The sequence below is a fragment of the Gemmatimonadaceae bacterium genome (assembly GCA_036496605.1).
GTDB lineage: Bacteria > Gemmatimonadota > Gemmatimonadetes > Gemmatimonadales > Gemmatimonadaceae > AG2.
The window spans coordinates 287,563-311,231 of sequence record DASXKV010000050.1 but is presented as its reverse complement, the minus strand read 5'-3'; the positions used below and the strand labels follow the sequence as shown (position 1 = coordinate 311,231).

General features: G+C 63.4%; 31 protein-coding genes. 22 read left to right on the top strand and 9 right to left on the bottom strand.

The window, feature by feature from the left end; translation table 11 throughout:
• Positions 1–6 precede the first annotated feature (6 nt).
• The 7 genes from VGH98_20075 to VGH98_20045 all read left to right on the top strand — a co-directional run bounded on the left by VGH98_20075 (position 7) and on the right by VGH98_20045 (position 6,270).
• A complete protein-coding gene (locus VGH98_20075; protein HEY2378286.1) occupies positions 7–2,451 on the top strand; it encodes an ABC transporter permease in 2,445 nt (814 codons plus the stop codon).
• Positions 2,452–2,538: 87 nt separating this feature from the next.
• Entirely contained in the window at positions 2,539–2,829 is a 291-nt protein-coding gene (locus VGH98_20070; protein ID HEY2378285.1) for a hypothetical protein, read from the top strand.
• Positions 2,830–3,194: 365 nt separating this feature from the next.
• Entirely contained in the window at positions 3,195–3,674 is a 480-nt protein-coding gene (locus tag VGH98_20065; protein HEY2378284.1) for a hypothetical protein, read from the top strand.
• 178 nt (positions 3,675–3,852) lie between these two features.
• On the top strand, positions 3,853–4,344 hold the full coding sequence (locus VGH98_20060; protein HEY2378283.1) for a GNAT family N-acetyltransferase: 492 nt from the start codon (positions 3,853–3,855) through the stop codon (positions 4,342–4,344).
• Between the two features lie 155 nt (positions 4,345–4,499).
• Complete coding sequence (locus tag VGH98_20055) at positions 4,500–4,664, top strand: Clp protease N-terminal domain-containing protein (protein HEY2378282.1); 165 nt, start codon at positions 4,500–4,502, stop codon at positions 4,662–4,664.
• Between the two features lie 446 nt (positions 4,665–5,110).
• Positions 5,111–5,764 carry a hypothetical protein gene (locus VGH98_20050; GenBank protein HEY2378281.1) on the top strand — a complete coding sequence of 218 codons (654 nt, stop codon included), beginning with the start codon at positions 5,111–5,113 and terminating at the stop codon, positions 5,762–5,764.
• A gap of 11 nt (positions 5,765–5,775) precedes the next feature.
• Positions 5,776–6,270 carry a hypothetical protein gene (locus VGH98_20045; GenBank protein HEY2378280.1) on the top strand — a complete coding sequence of 165 codons (495 nt, stop codon included), beginning with the start codon at positions 5,776–5,778 and terminating at the stop codon, positions 6,268–6,270.
• Positions 6,271–6,298: 28 nt separating this feature from the next.
• On the opposite strand, the gene VGH98_20040 is transcribed toward VGH98_20045, so the two are convergent.
• A complete protein-coding gene (locus tag VGH98_20040) occupies positions 6,299–6,625 on the bottom strand; it encodes a hypothetical protein (GenBank protein HEY2378279.1) in 327 nt (108 codons plus the stop codon).
• A 342-nt stretch (positions 6,626–6,967) separates the two neighbouring features.
• On the opposite strand from VGH98_20040, the gene VGH98_20035 reads away from it, so the two are divergent.
• From VGH98_20035 to VGH98_20010, 6 genes are all read left to right on the top strand, one after another.
• Positions 6,968–7,987 (top strand): hypothetical protein, encoded by a 1,020-nt coding sequence (locus VGH98_20035; protein ID HEY2378278.1) that lies wholly within the window; start codon positions 6,968–6,970, stop codon positions 7,985–7,987.
• A gap of 284 nt (positions 7,988–8,271) precedes the next feature.
• Positions 8,272–10,314, top strand: coding sequence for a M13 family metallopeptidase (locus tag VGH98_20030; GenBank protein ID HEY2378277.1), 2,043 nt, complete (start codon positions 8,272–8,274; stop codon positions 10,312–10,314).
• A 219-nt stretch (positions 10,315–10,533) separates the two neighbouring features.
• The gene (locus tag VGH98_20025; GenBank protein HEY2378276.1) at positions 10,534–10,884 is read left to right on the top strand and encodes an antitoxin Xre/MbcA/ParS toxin-binding domain-containing protein; all 351 of its coding nucleotides are present in this window, start codon (positions 10,534–10,536) and stop codon (positions 10,882–10,884) included.
• 27 nt (positions 10,885–10,911) lie between these two features.
• Complete coding sequence (locus VGH98_20020; GenBank protein HEY2378275.1) at positions 10,912–11,484, top strand: RES family NAD+ phosphorylase; 573 nt, start codon at positions 10,912–10,914, stop codon at positions 11,482–11,484.
• 73 nt (positions 11,485–11,557) lie between these two features.
• On the top strand, positions 11,558–11,950 hold the full coding sequence (locus tag VGH98_20015) for a hypothetical protein (GenBank protein ID HEY2378274.1): 393 nt from the start codon (positions 11,558–11,560) through the stop codon (positions 11,948–11,950).
• A 51-nt stretch (positions 11,951–12,001) separates the two neighbouring features.
• Positions 12,002–12,841, top strand: coding sequence for a heavy metal-binding domain-containing protein (locus tag VGH98_20010; GenBank protein ID HEY2378273.1), 840 nt, complete (start codon positions 12,002–12,004; stop codon positions 12,839–12,841).
• 32 nt (positions 12,842–12,873) lie between these two features.
• Here VGH98_20010 and VGH98_20005 read toward each other — a convergent pair whose 3' ends face one another.
• Both VGH98_20005 and VGH98_20000 read right to left on the bottom strand, forming a co-directional pair.
• Positions 12,874–13,467: a type 1 glutamine amidotransferase family protein gene (locus VGH98_20005; GenBank protein HEY2378272.1), complete on the bottom strand. Its 594-nt coding sequence runs from the start codon at positions 13,465–13,467 to the stop codon at positions 12,874–12,876.
• Between the two features lie 45 nt (positions 13,468–13,512).
• The gene (locus tag VGH98_20000; protein HEY2378271.1) at positions 13,513–14,088 is read right to left on the bottom strand and encodes a Uma2 family endonuclease; all 576 of its coding nucleotides are present in this window, start codon (positions 14,086–14,088) and stop codon (positions 13,513–13,515) included.
• Between the two features lie 245 nt (positions 14,089–14,333).
• On the opposite strand from VGH98_20000, the gene VGH98_19995 reads away from it, so the two are divergent.
• From VGH98_19995 to VGH98_19980, 4 genes are all read left to right on the top strand, one after another.
• Positions 14,334–14,864, top strand: a complete 531-nt coding sequence (locus VGH98_19995; protein HEY2378270.1) for a hypothetical protein — start codon at positions 14,334–14,336, stop codon at positions 14,862–14,864.
• Between the two features lie 73 nt (positions 14,865–14,937).
• Positions 14,938–15,600: an RDD family protein gene (locus tag VGH98_19990; protein ID HEY2378269.1), complete on the top strand. Its 663-nt coding sequence runs from the start codon at positions 14,938–14,940 to the stop codon at positions 15,598–15,600.
• 3 nt (positions 15,601–15,603) lie between these two features.
• Positions 15,604–16,284, top strand: coding sequence for an RDD family protein (locus VGH98_19985; GenBank protein HEY2378268.1), 681 nt, complete (start codon positions 15,604–15,606; stop codon positions 16,282–16,284).
• 11 nt (positions 16,285–16,295) lie between these two features.
• The gene (locus VGH98_19980) at positions 16,296–16,781 is read left to right on the top strand and encodes a GNAT family N-acetyltransferase (GenBank protein ID HEY2378267.1); all 486 of its coding nucleotides are present in this window, start codon (positions 16,296–16,298) and stop codon (positions 16,779–16,781) included.
• Here VGH98_19980 and VGH98_19975 read toward each other — a convergent pair.
• Positions 16,773–17,354 carry a hypothetical protein gene (locus VGH98_19975; protein ID HEY2378266.1) on the bottom strand — a complete coding sequence of 194 codons (582 nt, stop codon included), beginning with the start codon at positions 17,352–17,354 and terminating at the stop codon, positions 16,773–16,775. The two genes, VGH98_19980 and VGH98_19975, sit on opposite strands and share 9 nt — an antisense overlap.
• Before the next feature lie 21 nt (positions 17,355–17,375).
• On the opposite strand from VGH98_19975, the gene VGH98_19970 reads away from it, so the two are divergent.
• The 4 genes from VGH98_19970 to VGH98_19955 are packed head-to-tail and all read left to right on the top strand — an operon-like array spanning position 17,376 to position 19,551.
• Positions 17,376–18,104, top strand: coding sequence for an NAD-dependent deacylase (locus tag VGH98_19970; GenBank protein ID HEY2378265.1), 729 nt, complete (start codon positions 17,376–17,378; stop codon positions 18,102–18,104).
• Positions 18,101–18,610, top strand: coding sequence for an opioid growth factor receptor-related protein (locus tag VGH98_19965; protein ID HEY2378264.1), 510 nt, complete (start codon positions 18,101–18,103; stop codon positions 18,608–18,610). Before VGH98_19970 ends, VGH98_19965 begins: the two co-directional genes overlap by 4 nt.
• A 47-nt stretch (positions 18,611–18,657) precedes the next feature.
• Positions 18,658–19,155 (top strand): DinB family protein, encoded by a 498-nt coding sequence (locus VGH98_19960; GenBank protein HEY2378263.1) that lies wholly within the window; start codon positions 18,658–18,660, stop codon positions 19,153–19,155.
• A 15-nt stretch (positions 19,156–19,170) separates the two neighbouring features.
• Positions 19,171–19,551: a hypothetical protein gene (locus VGH98_19955; GenBank protein HEY2378262.1), complete on the top strand. Its 381-nt coding sequence runs from the start codon at positions 19,171–19,173 to the stop codon at positions 19,549–19,551.
• A 63-nt stretch (positions 19,552–19,614) separates the two neighbouring features.
• Here the strand turns inward: VGH98_19955 and VGH98_19950 are convergent, their stop codons facing one another.
• The gene (locus VGH98_19950; GenBank protein HEY2378261.1) at positions 19,615–20,136 is read right to left on the bottom strand and encodes a hypothetical protein; all 522 of its coding nucleotides are present in this window, start codon (positions 20,134–20,136) and stop codon (positions 19,615–19,617) included.
• 64 nt (positions 20,137–20,200) lie between these two features.
• Here VGH98_19950 and VGH98_19945 point away from each other — a divergent pair, with 64 nt between their 5' ends.
• Positions 20,201–21,520, top strand: coding sequence for a hypothetical protein (locus tag VGH98_19945; protein HEY2378260.1), 1,320 nt, complete (start codon positions 20,201–20,203; stop codon positions 21,518–21,520).
• Between the two features lie 48 nt (positions 21,521–21,568).
• Here VGH98_19945 and VGH98_19940 read toward each other — a convergent pair whose 3' ends face one another.
• The 4 genes from VGH98_19940 to VGH98_19925 form a co-directional block, all read right to left on the bottom strand.
• Positions 21,569–22,021: a PspC domain-containing protein gene (locus VGH98_19940; protein ID HEY2378259.1), complete on the bottom strand. Its 453-nt coding sequence runs from the start codon at positions 22,019–22,021 to the stop codon at positions 21,569–21,571.
• Positions 22,022–22,100: 79 nt separating this feature from the next.
• Positions 22,101–22,778 (bottom strand): isoprenylcysteine carboxylmethyltransferase family protein, encoded by a 678-nt coding sequence (locus tag VGH98_19935; protein HEY2378258.1) that lies wholly within the window; start codon positions 22,776–22,778, stop codon positions 22,101–22,103.
• An 83-nt stretch (positions 22,779–22,861) separates the two neighbouring features.
• A complete protein-coding gene (locus VGH98_19930; GenBank protein ID HEY2378257.1) occupies positions 22,862–23,302 on the bottom strand; it encodes a DUF5946 family protein in 441 nt (146 codons plus the stop codon).
• Between the two features lie 2 nt (positions 23,303–23,304).
• A complete protein-coding gene (locus VGH98_19925) occupies positions 23,305–23,574 on the bottom strand; it encodes a hypothetical protein (GenBank protein ID HEY2378256.1) in 270 nt (89 codons plus the stop codon).
• Between the last annotated feature and the right edge of the window lie 95 nt (positions 23,575–23,669).

Sequence of the window (23,669 nt, the reverse complement as noted above, 5' to 3'; positions counted from 1 at the left end):
CAGGAAATGGAAACGCTGCTTCAGGACATCCGCGTTACACTCCGCGCCTTCCGCCGTGCGCCGGGATTCCCGCTCACGGCCATCGTCACACTAGCGTTAGGCATCGGCGCCACGACGGCAATTTTCACGACGCTGAGCGCTGTCCTTCTCAAGCCGCTCCCGTATCCAAACGCGGAGGACCTCTACAGCCTGCGAACGGCTCTCACGGACGGCCGTGTCACGACGGGGCTTCTGTCGGGCGCAGAGATCTACCGCCTGAACGATCCCAAACTCTCCATCGAGCGCGCGGCGGGACTCCAGTCGTTCGACGCGACGCTTCTCGCGGCAGATGGAACGCCCTCGCACGTGCAGGTTCAGGCGGTGAGCGAAGGGTTCTTCGAGCTGTTCGGTCTCCCGATGACCGCAGGTGGCTTCTCGCACGACGACTTCAAGGTACTCCCGCCACCGCCGCCCAATGCACCGCCGCAGCCCGGACCACCGCCGGCGATCGTGATCTCGACCCGGATGTGGAAGCAGTTCTACCACAGCGATCCCGCAGTGGTTGGGAAGCCGATCCACTTCGCCGAATTCAACTCGACCGTTTCCGGCGTCGCGCCGCGCGACTTCGACATTCCACACGGCGCCGACATTTGGGTTGCACAGCCAGTGCCGACCACCGACGTCAACCACGGGCAGGAAGGATTCATGCGCCTGCGACATGGGACGACGATCGAGCGCGCGAAAGGCCAGATGGCGACGGTCGTTGGCGGCCTCGCCGCCGACTTTCCCGCGTCGGACCGCAACCGAGTCTATGTCCCGCGGCCGCTCGTTGACTCGATCGTCGGCGATCTCGGGCCGATCCTGATCATCGTCATGTCGGCGACGGGGCTGCTCCTGCTCCTCGCATGCGTGAACGTCGCCAATCTGTTGCTCGCGCGCGGCGCGGCGAGGGCGCGCGAGATGGCCGTGCGGGCGGCGTTAGGCGCTGGATGGGGACGGCTGGTTCGCCAGCTCCTGACGGAGTCGATGGTCCTGTCGGTTGCCGGCACGATCGTCGGGGTCGCCCTTGGGGCGCTGGGTCTCCGCGCGCTGCTCGCGATCGGCGCGTCGAAGCTACCGCGTCTGGATGCGGTGCAATTCGATGCGCGCGTTCTGCTCTTCTCGCTCGCGGTGCTCGTCGTCACCGGCGCAATTATAGGGCTTGCTCCGGCGCTGCGCTTGCTGCGTAGCGATATGAAAACACTCATGAACGACAGCTCACGGTCGGCGAGCGCCGGCCGCGGCACGACACGCTGGCTCATGGCGATGACGGTGGCCGAAGTCGCGCTGGCAATCATGTTGCTCGCCGGCGCCGGCTGGCTCGTTCGCGGATTCGCGAATCTCCGCAACACGGACATCGGGTTCGTGACCGACAAGCGGTTGTTGTTCGACGCGTCGTTCCTCGGTCCGCAATTTCGCACGCCCGCCGCCGTGAGCCAGGCACAGCTCGATCTCTTGACGGCGGTGCGGAGTGTCCGCGGCGTCGCCGAGGCCGGGCTGGTCTCGGCGTATCCCATGCGCGGCACGCTCGAGAGCTCGCTGCTGGCGCAGTTCCATGGCGAACCGTTTGACGCGGCCAGTGCGCCGGGCACGCGCCAACGCGTCGTCAGCGCGGGACTCTTCACCGCGATGGGCACGCCGCTCGTCAAGGGTCGCGATTTCGGTTCAGGCGATCTCCCCAACACTGTACGGGTCGCGATCGTCAACCGCCTGTTCGTCGATCGCTACCTCAAGGGCCGAGACCCGATCGGCGTGCAATTCTCCGCTGGATATCCGGCGCCCAATCCGAAGAACGAGGTGACGATTGTCGGCGTGGTCGGCGACGTTAGGCAGAAGTCTCTCGCCGATCCCGCGGAACCCACTTTCTATCAACCGCTGACGCAGTTTCCGCTTCCGCGCGTGACCGCCGTCGTGTCCACGTCACGATCGGACCCGGGCGCCGTCGAGCGAGCCATCCGCGCCGAGGTACGGAAGCTCAACCCGACGATGGCGCTCGATTTCGAGCTCGCGTCGGATCTCGTCGGCGGCACACTCCGGCGGCAGGAGCTCGGGATGGCGCTGATGCTGATCTTCGGAAGCATCGCGATCGTGCTTGCGGCGGTTGGAATTTACGGAGTTGTCTCGTACGCCGGTTCGCTGCGGCGTGAGGAAATGGCCACACGTCTCGCCCTCGGCGCGTCGCCGCGCTCCGTGTTCCTGCTCGTTATGCGGCAAGGGGTGATACTCGGTCTCGTCGGTGCCGCGCTCGGAATCGGGCTGGCCTATTTCTCCGGCCAGCTCATCTCCAATCGTGTATACGCCATTCGCGCGTCGGATCCGTTGATCCTGGCAATTGCCACGCTGCTAATTACCGCGATCACAGTCCTGGCAACCACGATTCCCGCCGCTCGCGCCGCGCGGTTGAATCCAGCGAGTGCGTTACAATCGGAGTAGGACAGGAGGCAAACACCTACGTCATCTGACGGATGGGCCGTCGCGTGCACCCAGGACAGTTTGTGCATGTACTCAACGGGACGCGTGATGAGAACTTTGACCGCACGCCAGGTCGGCCGATTCTGGCTCCTCAGCTGCTCGATCTTCGTTGCAGCCGTCATCGTCGTTCGCCTGCTCGGTCGCACGAAGGACGTAAAGATCACCGCCCTCTGGATCGGCTACGCCGGGCTCGCGCCGATCGGCGTCGCGTTGTTCCTGACCTGGAGCTGGCTCGGCGATGGCGGACCGCGATCGCTGTTCGCACGCGCGCCGTTGCGGCTCGCCCTCATCGGCGGCGTCGTGCTCTGGCTGCTCGCGCTCGTCTTCCCATTTCTCTGATCGATTGCGGCGCCGACGCGTGGACGATGGGATCGCGGGCGGAGTTCCTCCGGCGCACTATGACAACACTCGGTTGCTCGCGGAATTCCGTGACGAGTTGTGTCGAGGGCGAGCGCCAGAAGCGAGACGTCAGTGATGAGCTCCGGCCCTTTCGAAGTGGCGCTCCGGCATCTCACCCACCATCTGCGAGCCCAGCTCCGAGCCACGAGACGGCAGCAACGAGTTTCGAGATCGAGCTTCAGATGCGAGATGGCTCGCGGGTAGAGCTCAATCGTCCCGAAATTCTGCGAAGAACCCAGTATTGCCAATTGCTTCCGCGCAAGGGGCGAAGCCCGGAATTCCGCCAGGTCGCCTAACGAGATCTCATGGACCCTGTACTTCTGTTGGCCATGTTTGGTAGCGGTTTGGTGATCGCACCAGTGCGCCGCGTCGGCGGAATTGGCTCCGTTTGGCTGTTGCTGGCAGCAGCGGGCGTCCTCCTCTCGTGGCTATCCGCGCGCGCATGGGACGCGGCGCTCCTGGCTGGATTCCGCATTGTCGACTACGGTCCTGGCGATGAGCGATGGGCAATCACGGCAGGCCTTCTGGCGGCCGGTACCGTAGCGACGCAGTTCGCGGTTCACGAGGCTGCGCGTGCTGCCCCGCAACCGCTCGGTGTGCGAACAACACTCGAAAAAACGATCATCGAAGCCTTTCCCGAGGGCGCCGCGAGTTTCGTAGCATTCATGATCGGCGGTATCGGCGCGGGGGCTGAAATCTCACGATCGGTCGCGGCGGCGCTTGCGGCTTATGTAGTCTTCCTTATCTGGAATCTGATGAGGCGCCGTCGCGGAACAACTACCTAACGAGCGCCACAGCCGTGACGTGAGGACAGTTTGTGTCTCGACGCGGCCCACGTTCAAGACTTACGATCTCGAGATTCCGGAACCCGGAGGCCTAACGAAGCGTTGTAGAAATCACCGGCCGGGGGTCGTTGGGCTGAATCGTGAAAGGCCGGATCGCGCGCGACACACTGCACTGACAATGAGCATACCGAGAGATCTGGCCGTCCGGTCGTATTGCGAGGAGGACATCCCCTCGGTGCGCAACCTTATCGTCGAGCTTCAGGACGATATGCGCCGCATCGACGACCGACTTGCCTCGGGCGAGTCGATGGCCGACGCCTATCTCGAGTACCTCTTCGAGCAGTGCAAAACCTGCGTTGGCAGGATTTTTGTCGTCGAGTCCGACGATACGGTGGTCGGCTTCGTTTGCGTGCTGGCGCGCGTGCCTCACGAGGGACTCGACGAGCCGCCGGGACACTATGCATTCATCACGGATCTGATCGTCCGCGAGCGCTTTCGGCTGCGCGGCTTTGGTGTGGCGCTCCTCGACGAGGCCGAGCGCTGGGCAAAGGCCGCCGGCGCGACGGATCTCCGGATCGGTGTTTTGAGTGAGAATGCGGGCGCGATGCGTCTCTATCGGCGTGCCGGGTTCAAGCCGTATTCGGAGATCCTGGCAAAGCAGCTCGGCTAGAGCGCAGTCGAAGTGCTAGTCGCTCTCGCTCGTCGCGTGCGATTGCGTGCTCTCAGCTTACTGAGGTCACATGAACAGCTTCAACTTCACCGAGCGCGTTAGGGAAGGTCCTCGCAATTGCCCGAGAGCAAGCCGTATTCCTGAATCACCAATACGTGGGGACCGAGCATCTCCTTCTCGGACTCATCCGAGATGGTGAGGGCGTCGGGGCCACAGCCCTGCAAAATCTCAACGTGGAGCTCGACGAAATTCAACGCAGAGCTAGTGACGAAGAACTTCTCCACGCCGGACCAAGCGATGAACTTCTTACTTCACTCTAACTCGAGCAGAGTTGAACGATCGACATCGGAGAGTTGGGATTGGATTTGGACTGGCTCGATGAGCCGGAGCGCCAACAACCGACCGAGGCGCCAGAGGATACCTAACGCGGCCGAGGCCATGGATGGTTCCCCTGTGCCGCAGTCACTTGCGCGGTCGTCCTGTGAGAGCCGGCAACGCGCCCTCAACCAATCCTCCCATGATCCGCGGATCACTAGCTCTCGCTGGAGTCGCTGTTCTGGTTGTTACGACCTCACTCAGACATGCGCCGCCTCCCGTCATAGGAGTGCTGGAGCAGCCACCGCAGTGTAGTGAGACGCGTTCGATCGGCGTCTGACCCCTATTCGCGCGCCGGGGTCCGTCATGGACACCGCTCACTGGTCGGGATTCGCTCAACGGCACCGACCTCAAATCACAGCAATTCACGCTCGCATTCGACGGGAAGAGTTTGGGAACACTCAACACCACCGATGCGGGCTTCGAGGGCGACGATTGGACCTTTCGCCGCGATCACTCTCTCGACGTCACGCCGGGTCAGAGGATACCCGCGATCGCCAACCGGTCGCATCGATTCGCGGGCTGGTGCAAGGCGCCGGCAGTCCGACCCATTGTTGCTGTGACTTCGGGCCATTACGCCGACCCGGATTCGTGGAAGCCGTTCCAACCGAGTCCTCCGGTGATCGACAGCGTGTTCCCCGCGTTCCGAAAGATCGTCGGCAAGGCGTACACCTGTCGCTACACCGTTTCTGCGAAGGGAGACTCCTCCGAGCACAACATTGTCTATCGATACACGGCGCGCGATCTCGTCGTCGTGTCGGCCTACCGCAATAGCCGAGGGCGAGAGATCGTCGGCCTCCGCCTGAGAGGTGGCGTGGAGCCCTGCGACGGCTGGATGGATCCACAGTTGCTCAACCACTGGTTCCTGGTTGGCGCCACGCCCAGGCCACTCGGTGATGAGATGGACCTTGTCGACGCCGGTGACTACGATGGCGACGGCAAGAGCGAGCTCCTGTTCTGGAGGGCCGGCGATGATGTCGATGCGTACGTACTCATCTACGACGACTTCTCAAAGCAGGTAGAATTCTACTGGAACTATCACTAACGCTCGGCAGCGTGAAGAGCTACTTAATTAAATTCATTGTCGTAACCTGGACGTTTATCGCCGGTGCGAGCGGCGCGCAGACTTATACTCGCGCCGACATCGATTCGGCGGGACGGGTGCACATCATTACGTCGACAGGACGTGAGATTCGCCCGCCTCGGGACAGCGGCCAGGTGGCAGCGGATCGCGTCGCCATATCGCCGGACGGAGACGCCGTCGGCTGGTTGGCGCTCTACCCGAATTGCTGCACGAGCTATCCAGTCCCACTCAAGCTCATAATCCTGCGCGCTGGAAAGCGCCGCACGATCAAAGGCAACGGACTCCCCGTTTGGGAATGGAAGTTCTCCGAGGACAGCAGATACGTGGCTATTCGGCAGGCGCCCGTGCACGGGGACGCACCGCAGCATTACGAGCTTCGCGACATCCGGAGCGGTCGTCTCGTGGATACCTTCGACGGCGCATCCAAGCGGTCGAGCAGCCCGCCGCCGTGGGTCCGGATCCTGTGATACCTGCGCGCTCGTTAGGCGATGCGACTCACGCGACCGCGATCTGGTGAAAAGTCGCGATCGCCCTCCAAACACCGAGACCGATCCCGCGCGCCATCTGATGCAGTTCGACCATGTTGTGTGCGAGGAAGATCAGCACGGAGTGGTCGTTCGGATCCGCCTGCCACCAACCGACGTACGCCCCCGGCCAACCGATCGTGCCGACGCCGCCGCGACATTGCAGCGGATCCGCCTTCTCCGGTTCCATGACGACGGCCACGCCCATGCCATAGCCATGCCCCGCGGCGAAGATGGGCCGTCCAAACATGCGAGTCGTTGTGCGTTGTTCGGGCGTCAACTGATTCGACGTCATCATCGCGCGCGTCTCCGGACGCAGGAGCTCCGCACCGGGCCCGCCATCACCGATGCGTTACAGGAGAAACGAGACGTCGCTCCGAGTTGGGCCACCCGGCATGAACCGTGGGTGATCTGGCCAGATCACGGTACCTGATGTAGAATGGGCCCCCGTAATCGAAGCTGAGCACACCGCGACGCCAGAACGTTGCTTCGACGCCTGCCATTCCGAGCGTCGTGCTTACCGGGTCGCGGCGATGAACACAATCTGGGCACGTCACCGCAATGGCGCGGTGTGTTCACTTGCGCCCCCTCCCCCCGTTCAATCGACGGGCGCGTCACACTGTTCAGGAGAAGCAGTCGCATGAATCACCGTCGTAATACGTCGCAAATCGGCGCCGCCCTCGTCACGCTCGTCGTGGCCGCAGCCTGCTCGGACGTGAATCGCACTCCGACCGAACCCGCGATGTCGCCGAACGCGGAGTCGCCATCGTTCTCTCGGAGCCCGGACGGGATGGAAGTCCTCCGCGCGGCCCACGTTCATACCACAGTGGAAGGAGCACAGCGCGCGCGCTTTTCGCGTTTCCACAGGAGCAACGATCTGTCTTATCACGGCGGCGTCGGCGGCATCGGCGTGGAGACCGCTCCGCGCGCGTACGTCGTCTTCTGGGGGTCGCAGTGGAACAACAACGACCCGTCTGGCGAGGCGGCCACCGTTCAGAGTTTTCTCAATGGTGTGGGCGGCAGCAGCTGGCTGAACAGCGTGACGCAGTACTGCCAGGCCGTTTCGAGCGGCACGGTCTACTGCAACGGTGCGGGCGCCGCCGCCGGCAACACAACCGGAATCCTCGTCGGCGTCTGGTTCGACAATGGCGGCGCCGCTCCGTCGCACCCGAGCCAATCCAATCTCGCGTCGGAAGCCGTCAGAGCCGCCGCCCACTTCGGCAACACGAGCGCGTCGAGCAACGCGTCCGCGCAGTACGTGATCGCGACCTCGCATGGAAACAGTTCATCGGGTTTCGGCACGCAGTACTGCGGCTACCACAGCTCGACTTCGTCGTCGTATGGCAACGTGGCCTACACGAACCTTCCCTACATGACAGACGCGGGCGCGAGCTGCGGCGCGAACTTCAACGGTCTGGGCTCGAACGCCGGCATCACCATTGTCGAAGGCCACGAGCTGGCCGAGACCATTAGCGACCAGTTCCCGAACGGGGGCTGGCTCGATGGCAGTGGCGCCGAGAACGGGGACAAGTGCGCCTGGATCTCGTCCGGTCAGGGTGCGTCGGCGAGGGTGACGTTGAGCACGGGGTCGTACCCGGTGCAGTCGCTGTGGAGCAACGCCTTCAATAGTGGTAGCGGCGGGTGCGTATTGTCGTATTGATCTTTCTCCAGTCCGCAGCAGCATGGCAAAAGAGAATGGCCTGCCGATATCGGCAGGCCATTTGGCTACTCAGAGCCCCGCAAAGACTTCCGTGAGCGAAATCTCAACTTTCAGCTCTCGCTTCTGGATCTCGGCCTCGACCGCGCGCTGAGTGGCTGGGCCCGGTGCCGAATCACGAGGATCTGCAGCGTTAGGGACCATCCACCGCGTACCGTGTGTAGACGAATGCGCACCCTATGGTTCTAGCCCCTAGTCCCTGTCCCCTAGCCCCTATTAGCAGTCACATGCATTCTCATCTCCGCTACCCGCTCGCCGCGGCCGCGTCCGCATTGCTCGCTGTGTCCGCCGCGGCCCAGCAGCAGCAAGCCGCACCCGTTCGCGCGCTCGGCGTCGATACCACGAACTTCGACCGCGCCGTCCGTCCGCAAGACGACTTATTCCGCTTCGTGAACGGCTCGTGGCTCGAGCACACGCAGATCCCGGCAGACGCGTCGAGTTGGGGCGCGTTCAACGAGCTCACCGAGAAGAGCCGCGCCGCCATTCATCAGATCGTCGAGAACGCGGCCGAGTCGAACGCGCCCGCGGGCTCCGAGCAGCGCAAGATCGGCGATCTGTACAGCTCCTACATGGACTCGGCTCGCGTCGAACAGCTCGGCATCAAGCCGCTCGAGCCAACCCTCGCCGAGATTGCTGCAGTGAAGTCGACGAAGGAACTGCCGGCCGCCTTTGCGAAGTTCGCGCAGATAGGGATCGCGAATCCTTTCGGCGTGCGCGTCGGGCAGGACCCGAAGCAATCGACGGTGAACATCGTGCAGATCGGCCAGTCCGGGCTTGGCCTGCCTGACCGCGATTACTACCTCCGGACGGACGCGAAGACGCTCGCAATCAGGACGGCGTACGAGAACTACATCGCGACAGTGTTCACGCTCGCGCACCAGCCGGATCCGGCGGGCGCGGCGGCGCGCATTCTCGCGCTCGAAACTCAGATCGCGACGCCTCAGTGGGACCGTGCCAAGAGTCGCAATCGCGACCTGACGTACAACAAGTTCTCACGCGCGCAGCTCGAGGCGGCGACGCCGGCGTATGACTGGAACTCGTATCTGGACGCGGCCGGGCTGAGCAAGGGGACGGACGTCATCGTCAACCAGCCTGACTACGTGAAGGCGATGAACGACGTGCTCGCGAACACACCGGTCTCCACCTGGCGCGAGTACATCACCTTCAAGCTTCTCGACGACTACGCCGACCAGCTGCCGGCCGCGTTCCAGAACGCGCGCTTCGAGTTCCGCAACAAGACCCTCGCCGGTCAGCAGGAGATGAGCCCGCGCTGGAAGCGCGGCGTCGCGGACGTGGAAGGCGCCATGGGTGAGGCCGCGGGCAAGCTCTATGTCAAGCAATATTTCAAGCCCGAGGCGAAGGCGCGCATGGACGGGCTGGTGAAGAACATCCTCGCGGCCTACAAGGTCGGGATCGACAGCCTCGAGTGGATGTCGCCCGCGACCAAACAGCAAGCGCAGGACAAGCTCGCGCACTTCACGGTGAAGATCGGCTACCCCGACAAGTGGCGTGACTACTCGAAGCTCGTCGTAAAGCGCGATGATCTACTCGGCAATGCGATGCGCGCGGCGCGCTTCCGCTACGCCGACATGGCGAGCCAGCTCGGACGTCCTGTCGATCGCACGCGATGGGGCATGACGCCGCAGACGGTGAACGCGTATTACAACTCTGTCAACAACGAGATCGTCTTTCCCGCGGCGATCCTGCAGCCGCCGTTCTTCAATATCGACGCCGACGACGCGGTGAACTTCGGCGCGATCGGCGCGGTGATCGGGCACGAGATCGGCCACGGTTTCGACGACCAGGGTCGCAAGTCGGACGGTTACGGCAATCTCCGCGACTGGTGGACGGCGGCCGACGCGCAGAAATTCCAGGAGCGGACGCAGAAGCTCGGCGCGGAGTACGCGGCGCTGGATGAGATCGACGGCCTGCACATCAACCCGGGCCTAACGATGGGTGAGAACATCGGCGACAACAGCGGTCTCGCGCAGGCCTACCGCGCCTACAAGATCTCGCTGCACGGTCACGAGGCGCCTGTCATCGACGGCTTCACCGGGGATCAGCGCTTCTTCCTCGGCTACGCGCAGATCTGGCGCACGAAGTTCCGCGACGCCGCCCTGCGCAACCAGCTGCTGACGAACCCACACTCGCCGGGCCCCGCCCGCGCGTTCATCCCGCTCACGAACAACGACACGTTCATGAAAACGTTCAACGTGCAGCCGAGTGACAAGATGTACCGTGCGCCGGCCGACCGAGTAAAGATCTGGTGAGCTACGCAGAATGACGACAAACGCCCCGGTGCTGTTGGCCTGGGCGTTTGACATTCGGGAGTCACTCGCCGTAGAAGTTGAGAATCTGCTTATGCCGGCTCCGTTTCAATCTGCTCTCCCGGACAAACTGTCCGCCTATGCATGTGTATTGCTTGCATATGCTACTTGCATATGCTACTAACATATGCTACCTTGAGAGGGGCACTCTCAGAGGGACAGATGGCCACGACCGTACGTGAGCTCGAAGCGATAGAGCGGTTGCACAGCGAGTTCGGGTTCCGCTACGCCGAACTCGCGCAGGCGCTCAACACGACCGAGCCGACGCTGCATCGCTGGCGCGGCGGCAGAGGTGGCGAGCCGACGCCCGTCTACCTCAAGCGGCTGGAAGCATTCGAAGCATTCCTCGAGGAGCTCGACGCGCTCTTCGCCAAACCGCGAGCAGCGCAGGCATGGCTCGACAAGCCACTGGTGGTCCTGAAGAACCGCACCCCACGACAGATGATCGTCGATGGTCACGTCGATCGCGTCACCGGCGTCCTGTACGCCCTGAACGCGGGCGCTTCGCTCTAACGCCAGTTTGCCCCGCACGTCACGCCCGTGATACTGACGGACAACCCCGTCGTCGGGCTCGTGTTTCGGATCACCTCGCCGCGCTACGGTGATTTGAGCCGCACCGCGCAGACGAGCCGCAGTTTCCCCGGCCGCTTCAACACTGCCTCGCTGGGCGCCGTCTACGCCTCCCGCGAACCACAAACCGCGATAAAAGAGCTGCGCCGGCGCGCTGCGCGCGATCGTGTTTCGCTCGGCGACATGCACCCACGATCCATCTTCGGCCTCGATCTCGCACTGCAGGCTGTCGTCGATCTGACCACGCCCGAGCAATTGGATGCGTGGGGACTCACGCCGAACGATCTCGTCGACGAGAGCATGGAACGCTGTCGCGAAGTGGCGGAGGTCGCTGTAGAAGCTGGTGTCGAGGCAATCCGTTGGCCGTCCGCGAGCGGGGCAGGGCAGAGCTTCGCCATCTTCATCGAGCGTCTGCGTGCCGGGTCGCACATAAAGATCGAGACCACGATCGATGTGACGCGGCAAATGCTCGCGGCACTCGAGCGGGGCGAGTCGGTCCTTCAGCTGCTTCCTGCGCTCGCGAATCTGCCACTGGTGTCCTGAGCCCAACGGCTGGCGGAGGATTAACATGCCGAGGTGCCCCGTACCGATGACGCGTCCGTTTCAGTGAGCTCTCATGCCTGATTCAGAAGGATCATATGAAGAGGTGACCGTCGCCGCTCTGCTCGCGCAATACACAAGAGCCGATCGCAATGAGATGTTGGACGAGTTGGTGAGTACACTCTCGGCGATCGTTCCCGGCGCGAAGGTCGAGCGGACCCTCTTGCGACGACGTGTCACCGCCGTTCGCCTGCCCGTTGCCGAACACGTCTACGTGCTGAGAAGAAGTGCCGACGATTCGTTCGAAGCGAGTCGGCAGCAAGAGGTGCGCGGCGTCGTGATTCGCACCACTCCAATGGAGATCGAAGCGTTCCTGGCCGAATTGGGCGTCGCGATCGAGGTCGAGCTTCGACGCACGCAGCAGGGCCGCGACGCGCTGCAACAATGGCTGAATTCGACGAAACGTTGATTGCGACTGGGCATTCGTGTTTGCTTTCGCACTTCACGAACAGGAGCCTTCATGCCGAATTACGTTCCGGGGTCGACGGCGAATTTACCCAGTGGAGCTGCGCAACGACTTCGCGCAATGCGCGGTGCGGGCGACCGTCCCGCGTTTTTTACGAGTGACCTGTCGGTAGATGAGTTCTTACTCGTCGAACAGGTCGGCTTCGAGGCACTCGGCCTGGTGATGGGCTCATCGATCTACCACGTCGGCTTTCAATGGCAAAAATGGAGCGTGAGCCAGGAGCTGCCGGTCCTGACCAAAGCCATGTTCGACGCGCGAGAGCTCGCGATGACGCGGATGGAAGAGGAGGCGGATCTCCTCGGGGGCGATGGCGTCGTCGGCGTTCGACTCGTGTTCAAAGAGTACGCAATGGAAGAGGGCGTGCTCGAGTTTCAAGCCATCGGCACCGCCATTCGTCATCGGGAACGAACAGGAAGCTTCCGGACCAAGGACAATCGTCCCTTTACCTCTGATTTGAGCGGCCAGGATCTGTGGAAGCTGGTACGAGCGGGCTATCGGCCCGTGAGTCTATCGATGGGTGCATGCGTGTATCACATCGCGCATCTGAGCTTCATGCAGGCACTGAAGCAGGTCGGCCGCAACCAGGAGATGAAGATCTATACGGAGGCGACGTACGCGGCGCGTGAAGCGGCACTCGAGCGCATGCAAGCGGAAGCCCTCGAGCGCGGAGGAACAGGCGTCGTCGGCGCTCGTGTGGAGGAATCCAATTGGGGGTGGGGCGCGAACGCGATCGAATTCTTTGCGGTCGGAACGGCGGTCGTTCCCATGAGTGATAAGTCGCTAACGCCCCTGCAGGCCGTGCAGCAGGTAGTGACGTTCGATAGTGCCGGATGAGCTACGGAAATTGGTTTCGACGCGTCGCGTAACTAAAGCGCCGTGGCGGGGAGTCGATTGTGCTTGAACATGTCGAACCAGAGTTGCTCGTTCTCGGCGGTGAAGACGGCGAGCTCGGCGAAGATGGCGCGAGCGAAATCGACGGCGCCAAGCCCGCTCGCCGTGATCACGTGGCGATCGCGAACGGCCAGCGATTCGACGTAGTGCGCGCCGGCACGGTGATCGGGCGCGTAGTGCGCGACGTAGTCGCGCCCATTGCTCGTGTGCTTGCGGTCATCGAGCACGCCGCTGCGGACGAGAGCCAGCGTCGCCGCGCAAATCGCGGCGACGGGCCTCTCCACTTTCACCAGATCGTGAATGAGCGCCTCCAACTCGGCCACCGGGTATGCGCCCTCTTGCCACATGTCGCCGCCGGGCAGAAGTAGCAGCTCGACGTCGGCCAGCTGCACCGCGCTCAACGCGAGGTCGGGCGTGACTCGGAGCCCGCCCATGGAAACGACCGGAGCAGTCGTGAATCCGACGCTGCGTACTTCGCGCTTGCCCCAGCGGCGCAGCTCCGCCAGCGCATGGGCCGGTTCCCAGTCGGCGAAGCCATCAAAGAGGACAACATGAATCGCGCGAGCCATGTTCAGTGCCCCCTCATCCCGATGTGAGATTGGGTCGCGGACTTCTTACTCGCCGAGGCACTCAGCGAAGTAGTGCACTAGATCGAGGCGGAAAGCCTCGGACGCACCCGACGGATGCCATATCAGCTCCCGGGCCAGGATCTCGGGGCGTGTATCGTTAGGCAACCAGCGTTCGAACAGTCGCGCATCGAGATCGACGATCCAGTACTCACTGACGTGCCGCTGATATGGCTCGCGCTTGGTGACACGATCGAACCGACCACTGCTTGCCGACAGGATCTCCGCGGCAATCAGGAGCTCGCGTACCGGCAGCTTCTCGCGCCGCAACCGCTCAAACTCCCGCATCGGTACAACGAGGACGTCCGGCTGGACGACCAGCTCCGGCTCGAGGTCGACGTCCAAGGGCGCCGTATATCCGTGGGCAATGGGGACGATCTTGAAGTAATCGTTCAGCGCCCGAAGCAGGAGGTACGCCGCGTCCTGGTGCAACGCATTCGGCGACGGCGTCACGAGGAGCTCGCCATTCACGAGCTCGTAGCGCGGCGTCGCGAAAGCGTTCTTCTCGATGAGGTCGCGAACCTCGCGCGCGCTCCAGAGGCGTTGCATGGCAGGCATGGCCATAATCTGCTCGGCTCGGCGGATGGGGGGCAAGCGGACATTGCGCACGATGCGGCATGGCCTGTCCCTTCCCCTAATCCTTCTGCGAGAGACCCAATCCTTTCCGTTCGCGGCCGGCGTTGGCTGCGCTGAAATGACCGCCAGTGAGTCAGCCATGGGGGCTGCGTGAATTCCGCGCACGAGCGGAATGAGCCGAAAGTGCGACATCTGCCGCGTTAGTGAGATGTCACACTTCTCGAGGAGTACTCATGCTTGCCGCACGTGTTCTCGTCGTGCTCCTTCTCGGCGCCGCCCCTCTCCAGGCACAGACGCCGCCCGACACGGCGGCTAACGCTCCGGCCGAGTGGCTCATCGGCATGTCGTTAGGCTTCCCCGGTGTGCGGAGTCAAATCGTCCCCGAGCTGTTCACGTTCGGCCTCAACTTTACCCAAGTCTGCTCCGGCCGGATCGGTGGCGACATAGCTTTCGGAACCATGCCGTGGCTCTTCGCGAACGGCATCATAGCCTTCGGCTTTCGGGGCGACGTCACGGTTCCCCTTGTCAGGCCACACTTCATCCTGCTTCCCTCGGCCGGTGTGAGCGCGATCGGCGCATTCACGCCCGGCGGTGGCGGTGGCGGCGGCGGCGTTGCCGGCCTGAATGCGGGCATCGCGGCGGTCGTCCACTCTCACGGCGTCGGCCTCCGCACCGGCGTCACGGTCCACAAGTTCTTCGGCTTGGATACTCCGGTCTGGTTGCTCGAGGTCGGTTTCGTCAGCATCGGGATCGACCCGCCCTGAGTCACTGTTCGCACTTGCGAATGCGTGAGGCGGCGCTGCATTGTCTCGGCGAACCCCACGCCGAGCCTTGGACATGTACACGACCGATGCCCTTCGGGAGCGCTACGCCCGTACCTCGGACGCCGACCTGCTCGCAGTCATGAACGTCGGTCCCGAGCGCCTAACGCCTGAGTCGCGGCAGGCTCTCATCGACGAAGCCGTGCGACGCGGGCTCACGTTGCCGCCCGGATGGCCCGAGGTCGTCGCTGGCATCGGCGCGTATGCCCCGGCCGGCGCGGCGGGCGTTCAGCGTTACGTCAAGGCCAACTTCGGCTCGCGCTTCCTCGCGTACATCATCGACTGCATCGTCTGCGTCGTCCCGATCATCGTTGCCGCGGTCTTCCTCGCCATTACGAATCAATTTAATGGCCGCTCTGCGGCTTCGGTCCTCCTCTTCGTTGGCTGCATTGGCTGGGCGGTCTGGTATGGCTTCACCAAGGACGGCCGCGACGACGGGCAGAGCATCGGCAAGGAGATGATGGACCTGATGGTCGTGAACACGACGACGAACAAGCCCTGCTCCAAGGGCGAGTCAGCGATCCGTGCGCTGATCTGGGGAGCGGTCAACCTCGTCCCGATCTTCGGCTTCTTCATCGAGCCCATCGTCGCGCTCGCGGCCGAGGATGGTCGCCGCCTCGGGGATCGCGCGGCAGGAACGCAGGTCATTCCTCTCGATACTTACGTGCCGACGCGGTAGTCCATGCGCACGTTGGAAGACTTCCGGTTGCGTTACGCGAGCTACGCCGATCAGGAGTTGCTAAACCTGCTCGAGTGTGACCCGGAGACGCTGACGTCGGAAGCTCGTCAGGCGCTCGCCGAAGAGTCGGCACATCGCCGCATCGATACGCCGGAAGGCCGCGCGGCGAAGCGAGTGGAGCTCGCAACGGCGGTGCGCGAGCCGGCTGAGATCATCTGGCGTTACCCGAAGGCGCGGCTCGGCGCACGATTCGGCGCGTCCATCATCGACAAGGTCATCGGGATGGGACCGATGATCGTCGCGGGCATAATCGCGCTCATCTTCAAACTGCCGCGGCAAACCGAAACCACGGTGTTGATCAACCTCTTCGGCGCGATCGCGTGGTCGATGTACTATGGTCTCACGAAAGATGGACGACCGAATGGGCAGAGCATCGGGAAAAAGGCCGTCGGCCTGATGGTCGTGAACGTCAAGACGAATCGGCCGTGCAATACCGGCGGTTCGGCGCTGCGCTGCTTCATCGGCGGTCTGGTCGGCGTCGTTCCGGTCGCGGGCCCGCTCATCGAGCCGATCGTCGTGCTCGCGCGCGAGGACGGCCGCCGGCTCGGCGACCAGGCGGCGGACACGCAGGTCATCGAGGTCGACGCGTATCGGCCGACGACGCATCCAGCGGGAGCGGATTAGTTTCCGCACTCGTGCCCGAGATCATCGTCCGCCGCGCGACTCTGAACGACATGCCGACCGTGGGCCGGCTCGGCGCGCTCCTCGTTCGCACGCACTATGAGTTCGACAAGAAGCGCTTCATCCCGGCGACGCGTCACACTGCCGAGGGGTACGGTCATTTTCTCGGGACGCAGCTCGAGGACCCCGACGTGTGCGTGCTCGTCGCCGAGCAAGATGGTGACGTGATCGGGTACACGTACGCCGCGGTCGAGGGGAAGGACTGGATGTCCCTTCGTGATAGCGCTGGCGTGATTCACGATATCATCGTCGATCCCGACCGCCGGCAGCACGGCGTCGGCCGCAAGCTGCTCGACGCGACTTTAGCGTTCTTGAAAGAAAGAGGCTCGCCGCGCGTCGTGCTCTCGACCGCCGAGCAGAATGAGCCGGCGCAGCGGTTGTTCGAGAGGGCAGGGTTTCGAAGGACGATGATCGAGATGACGCGGGAATTGTCATCCTGAGCACAGCAGAGGCTCGAGCCACTCTACGGCTTGCTCTGGGGTGTCGCATATGTGCGCCGCGCTAAAGAAAGCTCGTGTATCCGCGTCTGGCCTGACGAGCACCGTTAGCTTGGCCGCGCGGAGAGCGAGTGCGACCTCGGATGCCGTGCCATTGCTCATGCCGCAGGCGATGACGGCGTCGGCGGCACTGACGAGAACGGCGTTTCGGGCTTCGCCGAGTCCCGTCGCGAGGGCGACGGCGACGTCGGGCGCGGCATGGCGTTTGTCGGTGCCCGGGAGCACACCGATCGTGAGGCCGCCTGCGTCAGCCGCGCCACGCGTCGCCGCGGCCATCACGCCTACCGCGCGGCCGCCGGTGAGTGTCACCCATCCACGCTCGGCGACCAGTCGACCGACGGTCGTTGCGTCGGCGATGGCGGTGGCGGACGCGTTCTCTCCAGGCCCGACGACGGCGACACAGGTGCGGGGCACGCGGCAATCATAGTTGGGATCGTCCGCGACAGCAAATACTTTCATACCAGAGTTGGGCGAATACTTGTAGAAGGCGTTGCGCGTGCCCCTGGTAAGACGCACGGAGTAGCATCCGGAGTACCCATGGCTGATGAGCAGCTTCTAACCGTCGCGTCGTGCCTTCGTAAGGCGCGACGCGTGGTCGTCTTCACGGGCGCCGGCGTGTCCGCCGAAAGCGGCGTGCCGACCTTCCGTGCGGCGGCGAACGCGCTCTGGAACGAGGTCGACGTCCGCAACTTTGCCTACCCCGACGGCTACCGGCGTAATCAGCCTAACGCGTGGCACTGGTACTCGTCACGCGCGACGAAGGCACGGGAAGTCGAGCCGAATCCGGGTCATTACGCCATCGTCGAGATCGAGCGCCACGCCGAAGAGTTCCTCCTCGTGACGCAGAACATCGACAGCCTGCACCAGCGTGCCGGGAGCAAGAACGTCATCGAGCTGCACGGCAATCTGCGCGAGGCGCGCTGCTTCGAGTGCAATGTGCGGTCGGAATGGATCGCCGATCCGGTCTGCCCGAAGTGCGGTGGTCTGTTGCGGCCGGACGTCGTGATGTTCGAAGAGATGCTCCCCGCAGGCGCGCTCGAGCAGGCGCGCGACGCGGCGGCAGCGTGCGACCTCCTGATCTCGGTAGGGACGTCGAACCTGGTGTGGCCGGCGACGGAGGTTCCGCGGTACGCAGAGCGGCACGGTGCGGACGTCGTGATCGTCAACCCGGACATGGAGGGACAGCCGTGGGGGCATCACGTCACACAACTCGTCGGGACAGCCGGCGAGATTCTGCCGCGCCTCGTTAGGCTCGCCTGGCCATGAACGAAGCCGTCATCGCTTTCTACTCCGGAACGGGACAGGATGCCACGGGCCGACGACTAACGGATGTCTGGCAATTCCCGCACGAGGAGCTCGAAGACAATCACGACTACATCCAGTGGCTTTTCCCGCTCACCGAGCGCAGTGCGTTCAATCCAGAGGCGCCGATTCTCGACGATGCGACGATCGCGCGCTTTCGCTCCAACGACACGCTTCGCCGCAACCTCGAGCGCTCGCTCGAGGTCATGCTCGACTTCTACGGCCTCGAGATCACCGGCGACCGAATCATCCGCGCGCCGAGGTTCGCCGATCGCTCCATGAACTGGCTGACGTCATTCAATCACAACTTCCTGCGCCTCACGCGGATTCTGAAATCGCTCTCCCTCCTGGGCCTCGAGCAGCGCGCCGAACAGCTCTTCGCGTGCCTCGAGGGGATCTATGCATCGCACGGCCGCGTGATCGGCGAGCGCACCATGTCCTTCTGGCGCCATGCGGTTGAACACGGCTAAGCTCAATGTTCGCGACGCGCTAACCCCAATCCCCAGCCCCTAGCCCTATGTCCATTTCGGAAAACTTCCTCCCCGAGTTCGAACAGGAAATGAAGACCACGCGCCGTGTCATCGAACGGGTCCCGGCCGACAAAGGGAAATGGAAGCCGCACGAGAAGTCGTTCTCGTTAGGCCATCTGACGCAGCTCGTGTCGTGGATGCCAGGGTGGATCGCGCAGACGCTGACCAACACGGAGCTCAACCTGAAAGGAGGGGTCGGCTACAGTTACGAGAAGACTCAAGACCTGCTCGCGATGTTCGACAAGAACGTCGCCGACGCCCGCGCCGCGTTCAAGGCGGCGAGGGACGCCGACTACAAGGTCGACTGGTCGCTAAAGTTCGGCGATCGGACAGTCTTTACGCAGCCGCGTGGCGAGGTCGTCCGCCAGCACATCAATCACCTGATTCACCACCGCGGGCAGCTCACCGTGTACCTGCGCTTGATCGACGTGCCCGTGCCGTCGATTTACGGCCCGACCGCCGATGAAAAGATGCCGGGATTCTGAGAGCAGAAGCACATCATGAGTGACATGGGAACCTTTCGCGTCACCATGAGCGTCGAGCATCCGGGTCGACGCGGGCTGCTGCGCGCGCTGAACGACGTCCTCGTAGACACTGGCAGTGAGCTCACGTGGATCCCGCGACGCGTCCTCGAAGGTCTCGGCGTCACCGCCGAGCGGCGCTATCGATTCGTGCTGGCCAGTGGACAAGTCGTAGAGCGTGAAATCGGTTTTGCCATTGTACACGCTGAGGGGATTGCGACCGCGGACGACGTCGTGTTCGCCGAGGAAGGCGATCTCGTTTTGCTCGGCGCGCGCTCGCTCGAGGGATTGAATCTCAAGGTCGATTCGCGAAGTCGGCGACTCGTCGGGGCTGGACCGATCGTCGCCGCCCAGGCCTGAGCGTGGCCGGTGACTACCAGGGCCCTGACCTCAAGCGGTCTTGAGCCTCTTTCTGACCGGAGATCAACCCGGGAAAAGCAATTCCATCGCCTCACCCCGACCCAACGACGACCATCGCGTCAACAGCTCCGATCGAACCGACCGGACAGTGTCGATCTGCTCCGTCGACAGCCGCGGCGCCGAGCCTAACGATGCCGGCTTCAGCGACTTGCGCGCCGCGACATATCGCTTGGCGTGATCATTGAACTCCGTCTCCGACATCTGCGTTACGCTCCGGCGCTCCGTATCGAAGAAGCCAACGATGAGCTCGACCTCCTGCGCCTCGACCGGGATCGGCCCCTTTGGCCAGGGCTTCACGAAATCGGCGATGTCCCACCCCTGCGCGATCAGGCCATAGAACCCGCGTTGGTAGCCGAGGGTCGTCTCGACCGCGTAGTGCGTGAGGTCGTGCGGCGGAAAAACGGCGCCGAGCGAGCCATTCTGCCGTTGCCAGGTTGACGTGCCGTCCGCGCGCAGGCAGGTGAGCGACGCGGTGCCGTCGGGGTGGCGCTTGAAGCGAATCGTTAGGTGAGGTCTGGAAAACATGGTTCCTTCGTCACGTCCGGCATCCTGTTTGCGCGCAGGAGCGCCGGAGTCCCCAGGAGTGTGTATGCGCAACGCCCTCGCCCTCCTCATCATCGTTGTCGCGATCAGCGCTTGTCAATCGACGGAGCCGCTGAACCCTCTTAAGAGCACGTTAACTACGCGGCAGGTCGCCGTCGTGGCGGCGACACCGGTCCCGACGCAAGCCGACGCCGATGCGATCTCGGCCAACATCCGCGCGCTCCACATGCCGTACGGCACGCTCGCCGATCCGGGATTCGCGTCGTCGGATCCGTCGTCAGCCGGCTACACGACGGTTACGACGTACAATCGCATGGGCGACGGCGCGATCTGGACCGGACACTATCTCGCCGCCGAGTCCTTCCGGTACGCGGTGACGCAATCGGCAGACGCACTCGACGCCGTGCGGCGCGCGCTCAACGGCGTTCAATCATTGGTCGACGTGACGACGCAGACGGACCGCAATGTCCTCGCGCGATCGTGGGTGCCGGCGAGCTCGCCTTACCTCGCCAAAATCACCGCCGACGAAGGCCACAACGGGATGTACGCGACGACGTACAACGGCCAGCGGGTTTATTGGATCGGTAACACCTCGCGGGATCAGTACGCGGGCGTCTTCTTCGGTCTGGCCGTCGTCTACGACTTTGTTCCCGACGCAAACCTTCGCGCGCAAGCGTCGGCGCTCGTGACGCGACTCCTCACCAATCTGATCACGCACGGCTGGAGCGTCCAGATGCCTAACGGCTCATTCTCGACGACGTTCAACGGCCGGCCCGACGAGCAGCTGACGTTCCTCCAGATCGGCCGTCATCTGAATCCGCTGAAGCACGAAGCCGTGTACACAGCGTTCGCGGCGGCACACGCGCCGCTCGTCAGCGTGCCGATCCGCGCCGAGTGTTCCGACACGTACGGCGGCTACTTCAAGTTCAATCTGGACTATATCGGAATGTTCGATCTCGTTAGGCTCGAGCCGGCCGCCTCGCTCTACCGTCCCTTCTATGCGAATGCCTACGGCGTGCTGCGGCGGTGCACGGCCACGCACCAGAACGCACATTTCAACATGATCGATCGGGCGCTCCGCGGCGCCAATGCCCTTCGCGACTCCGACACGCCCAACTTCCTCGGTCTGTGGCTCGAGCGCTCGCGCCGGGACTATTTCACGCACGTGAGCAACAAGTACCAGGTGTGCGGCACCAACAAGGCGTGCGGCATCGTCGCGGTGAACGATCGGCCCAACACCGATTTCCTCTGGCAGCGTAGTCCACAGCTGTTGTACGGCGGGGATCAGGGCCTCGTCGAGACGGCAGGGATCGACTATCTGCTGCCGTACTGGATGGCGCGGTACTACGGGGTCATCCCTAGGTGATTGGTGGCTGGTGGTTGGTGGTTCACCAACCACCAATCACCAGCAATCTCAGGACTTCTGGCCTGGCTCCGCGACTTTCGTCTTCGCCCACAGAACCAGGTACGTCGCCACACCCGGCAATCCGAACGTCGCGAGCGTGAGCGCGCTGTACGACAGCCGCACGAGCATCGGCTTGACGCCGAGCCACTCGGCGATTCCACCGAGCACGCCAGCGACTACTTGATTGTCTCGCGAGCGGCGAAGCGGCTGAGTGGGTACGGCTGCGCCTCGCGCACGCGTGATTCCCCAGAGCGCGACATAGGGAACGATGACGGGGAGCGCGCCGAGCGGAAGCGTGAGCACGCCGAGCAATCCGGCGAGGAGTCGCATCGGCTTCGCTTCCCAGCCAAGCTTCTCCGCGAGCCCGCCGATGACGCCTAACACGACGCGATTCGTGCGCGAGCGCCAGAGGCGCGGTGCGGGCGCGTCGGAGCTAGCGACTGGTGAGGGGACCGGATTCACCTGGGGGCAGAGCGCGGAGGGTAGAGCGCTGAGGGTAGAGCGCGCTGAGGCATGCGGCTGCAAGATACACTTATACGCGCTACCACACGAAGGGAACGAGACGATGACGGACCTTTCGCTGATACTCGGCGTAACCCGGCAGATCCGCGGCGAGGAACCGCTCCTCGTCGAGCAGCCGCCACGCGAGCAGCGGAACGAACACCGCGACGGCGACGAGGCCCCACCACGACGCGAGCGCGAGCGGAGTCCCGAGTACGTAGAGCGACGCGCTCGCGTACATCGGATGTCGCACGATCGCGTACGGGCCGGTCGAGATCACCGTCTGGTTCTGCGCGATCTGGATTGTCGCGGCCGTGTACGTATTTGCGCGATAGACGATCATGATCAAGGTGAATCCTAACGCGACGAGGATGTCGCCGACGACAACTAGAGAGACCGGTACATGCGACCATCCATAGCGATAATCGAGCGCGGGCACGACGAGCATCGCGACAAAAGCCGCCGATGCGCCCCACATGATGATCTTCTGAACCGGGCGCTGCTCGGCGGTCGGCCCGCCGACCATGCGACGCTCGAGGAGCGCCGGATCGCGCTTCAGCAGATCGAGCGTGGTGACAATCGTTAGGCCGATGAAGATCGCGAGGTAGACCCAGCCCTGCCAGTAGCGCGTCGTCCCCGCAAGACCGAAGAGCAGCAGCGCCATGACGATTGCCAGCGCGACGATCGAGAACCATGCCTTCGCGGCGAGATGTTTCACGGGTGCCCTTCGACGAAGGTGGCGACACCAGCGGTGCTAAGAAAGAGTCTCCCAATGCTCATCCCGAAATGCCTAACACTCTGCTAAGAGCCAAGACGACGGTTATTGAGTAGACTGATAATCCTCTCCCGGTTGCCGACGAATGCACCCCAGACCGCGGAACACCAGTCGTGGATCGCGCGATCGCGCTCAGTCCCTTCCGGCGTTTTTATTACGTCGAGCGCGGTAATCGCACCGCGCGCCTCTGGGAGTGAGAACGAGGGCCACTTGTGCTTCTGACGCGCGAGCTGCATGTGAACGCGTTGCACCTCGCGCCCGTTGAATCCTTTCTCGACGTGGAGGTAGAGTCCCACGAGCGCGAAGGTGACGCTGATCGGCTTGCTCGTCTCGCTCGCGTTCTGTGCGGCGAAGGCGTCGACGACCTGCTGGTGAATGAATGACGGGTCGGGGTGCGTAAGCGTGTAGGTACAGAGCTCGTCGTAGGCGTCGCGCGCTGCGGAGCGCTCCTGCCTAACGCTTTGCAAGCTTACCCCTTAGGGCGTGTGGCCGACGGGCCACCACCACTCGTCAGCAGCCGCGTCGTGAACTCCTCACTCTCCTCGAGGCGATTCACGTCGCTCCGGAGGCTGTCGACGATCTCCTCCATGCTCGACAGGCGTTCCCGAAGCTCGGCGACTACCTGCTCCCCAGTTCCCCGGCGTTCGATGGCCCGCACATAGCGCCGAAGGAAGTAAAGGCCGCCGCCGAGGACTGTGCCCCAGAATGCCACGCCAAGGAACACCCACAGAATGATCATCGCGTCGTTGGACTGAGGTCTTCAATGCACTCTAATGAGACGTCGAGCATCCCTCGGTATCGCTAATCCGTGGGAATTGTGCGAACGCCGGCCAG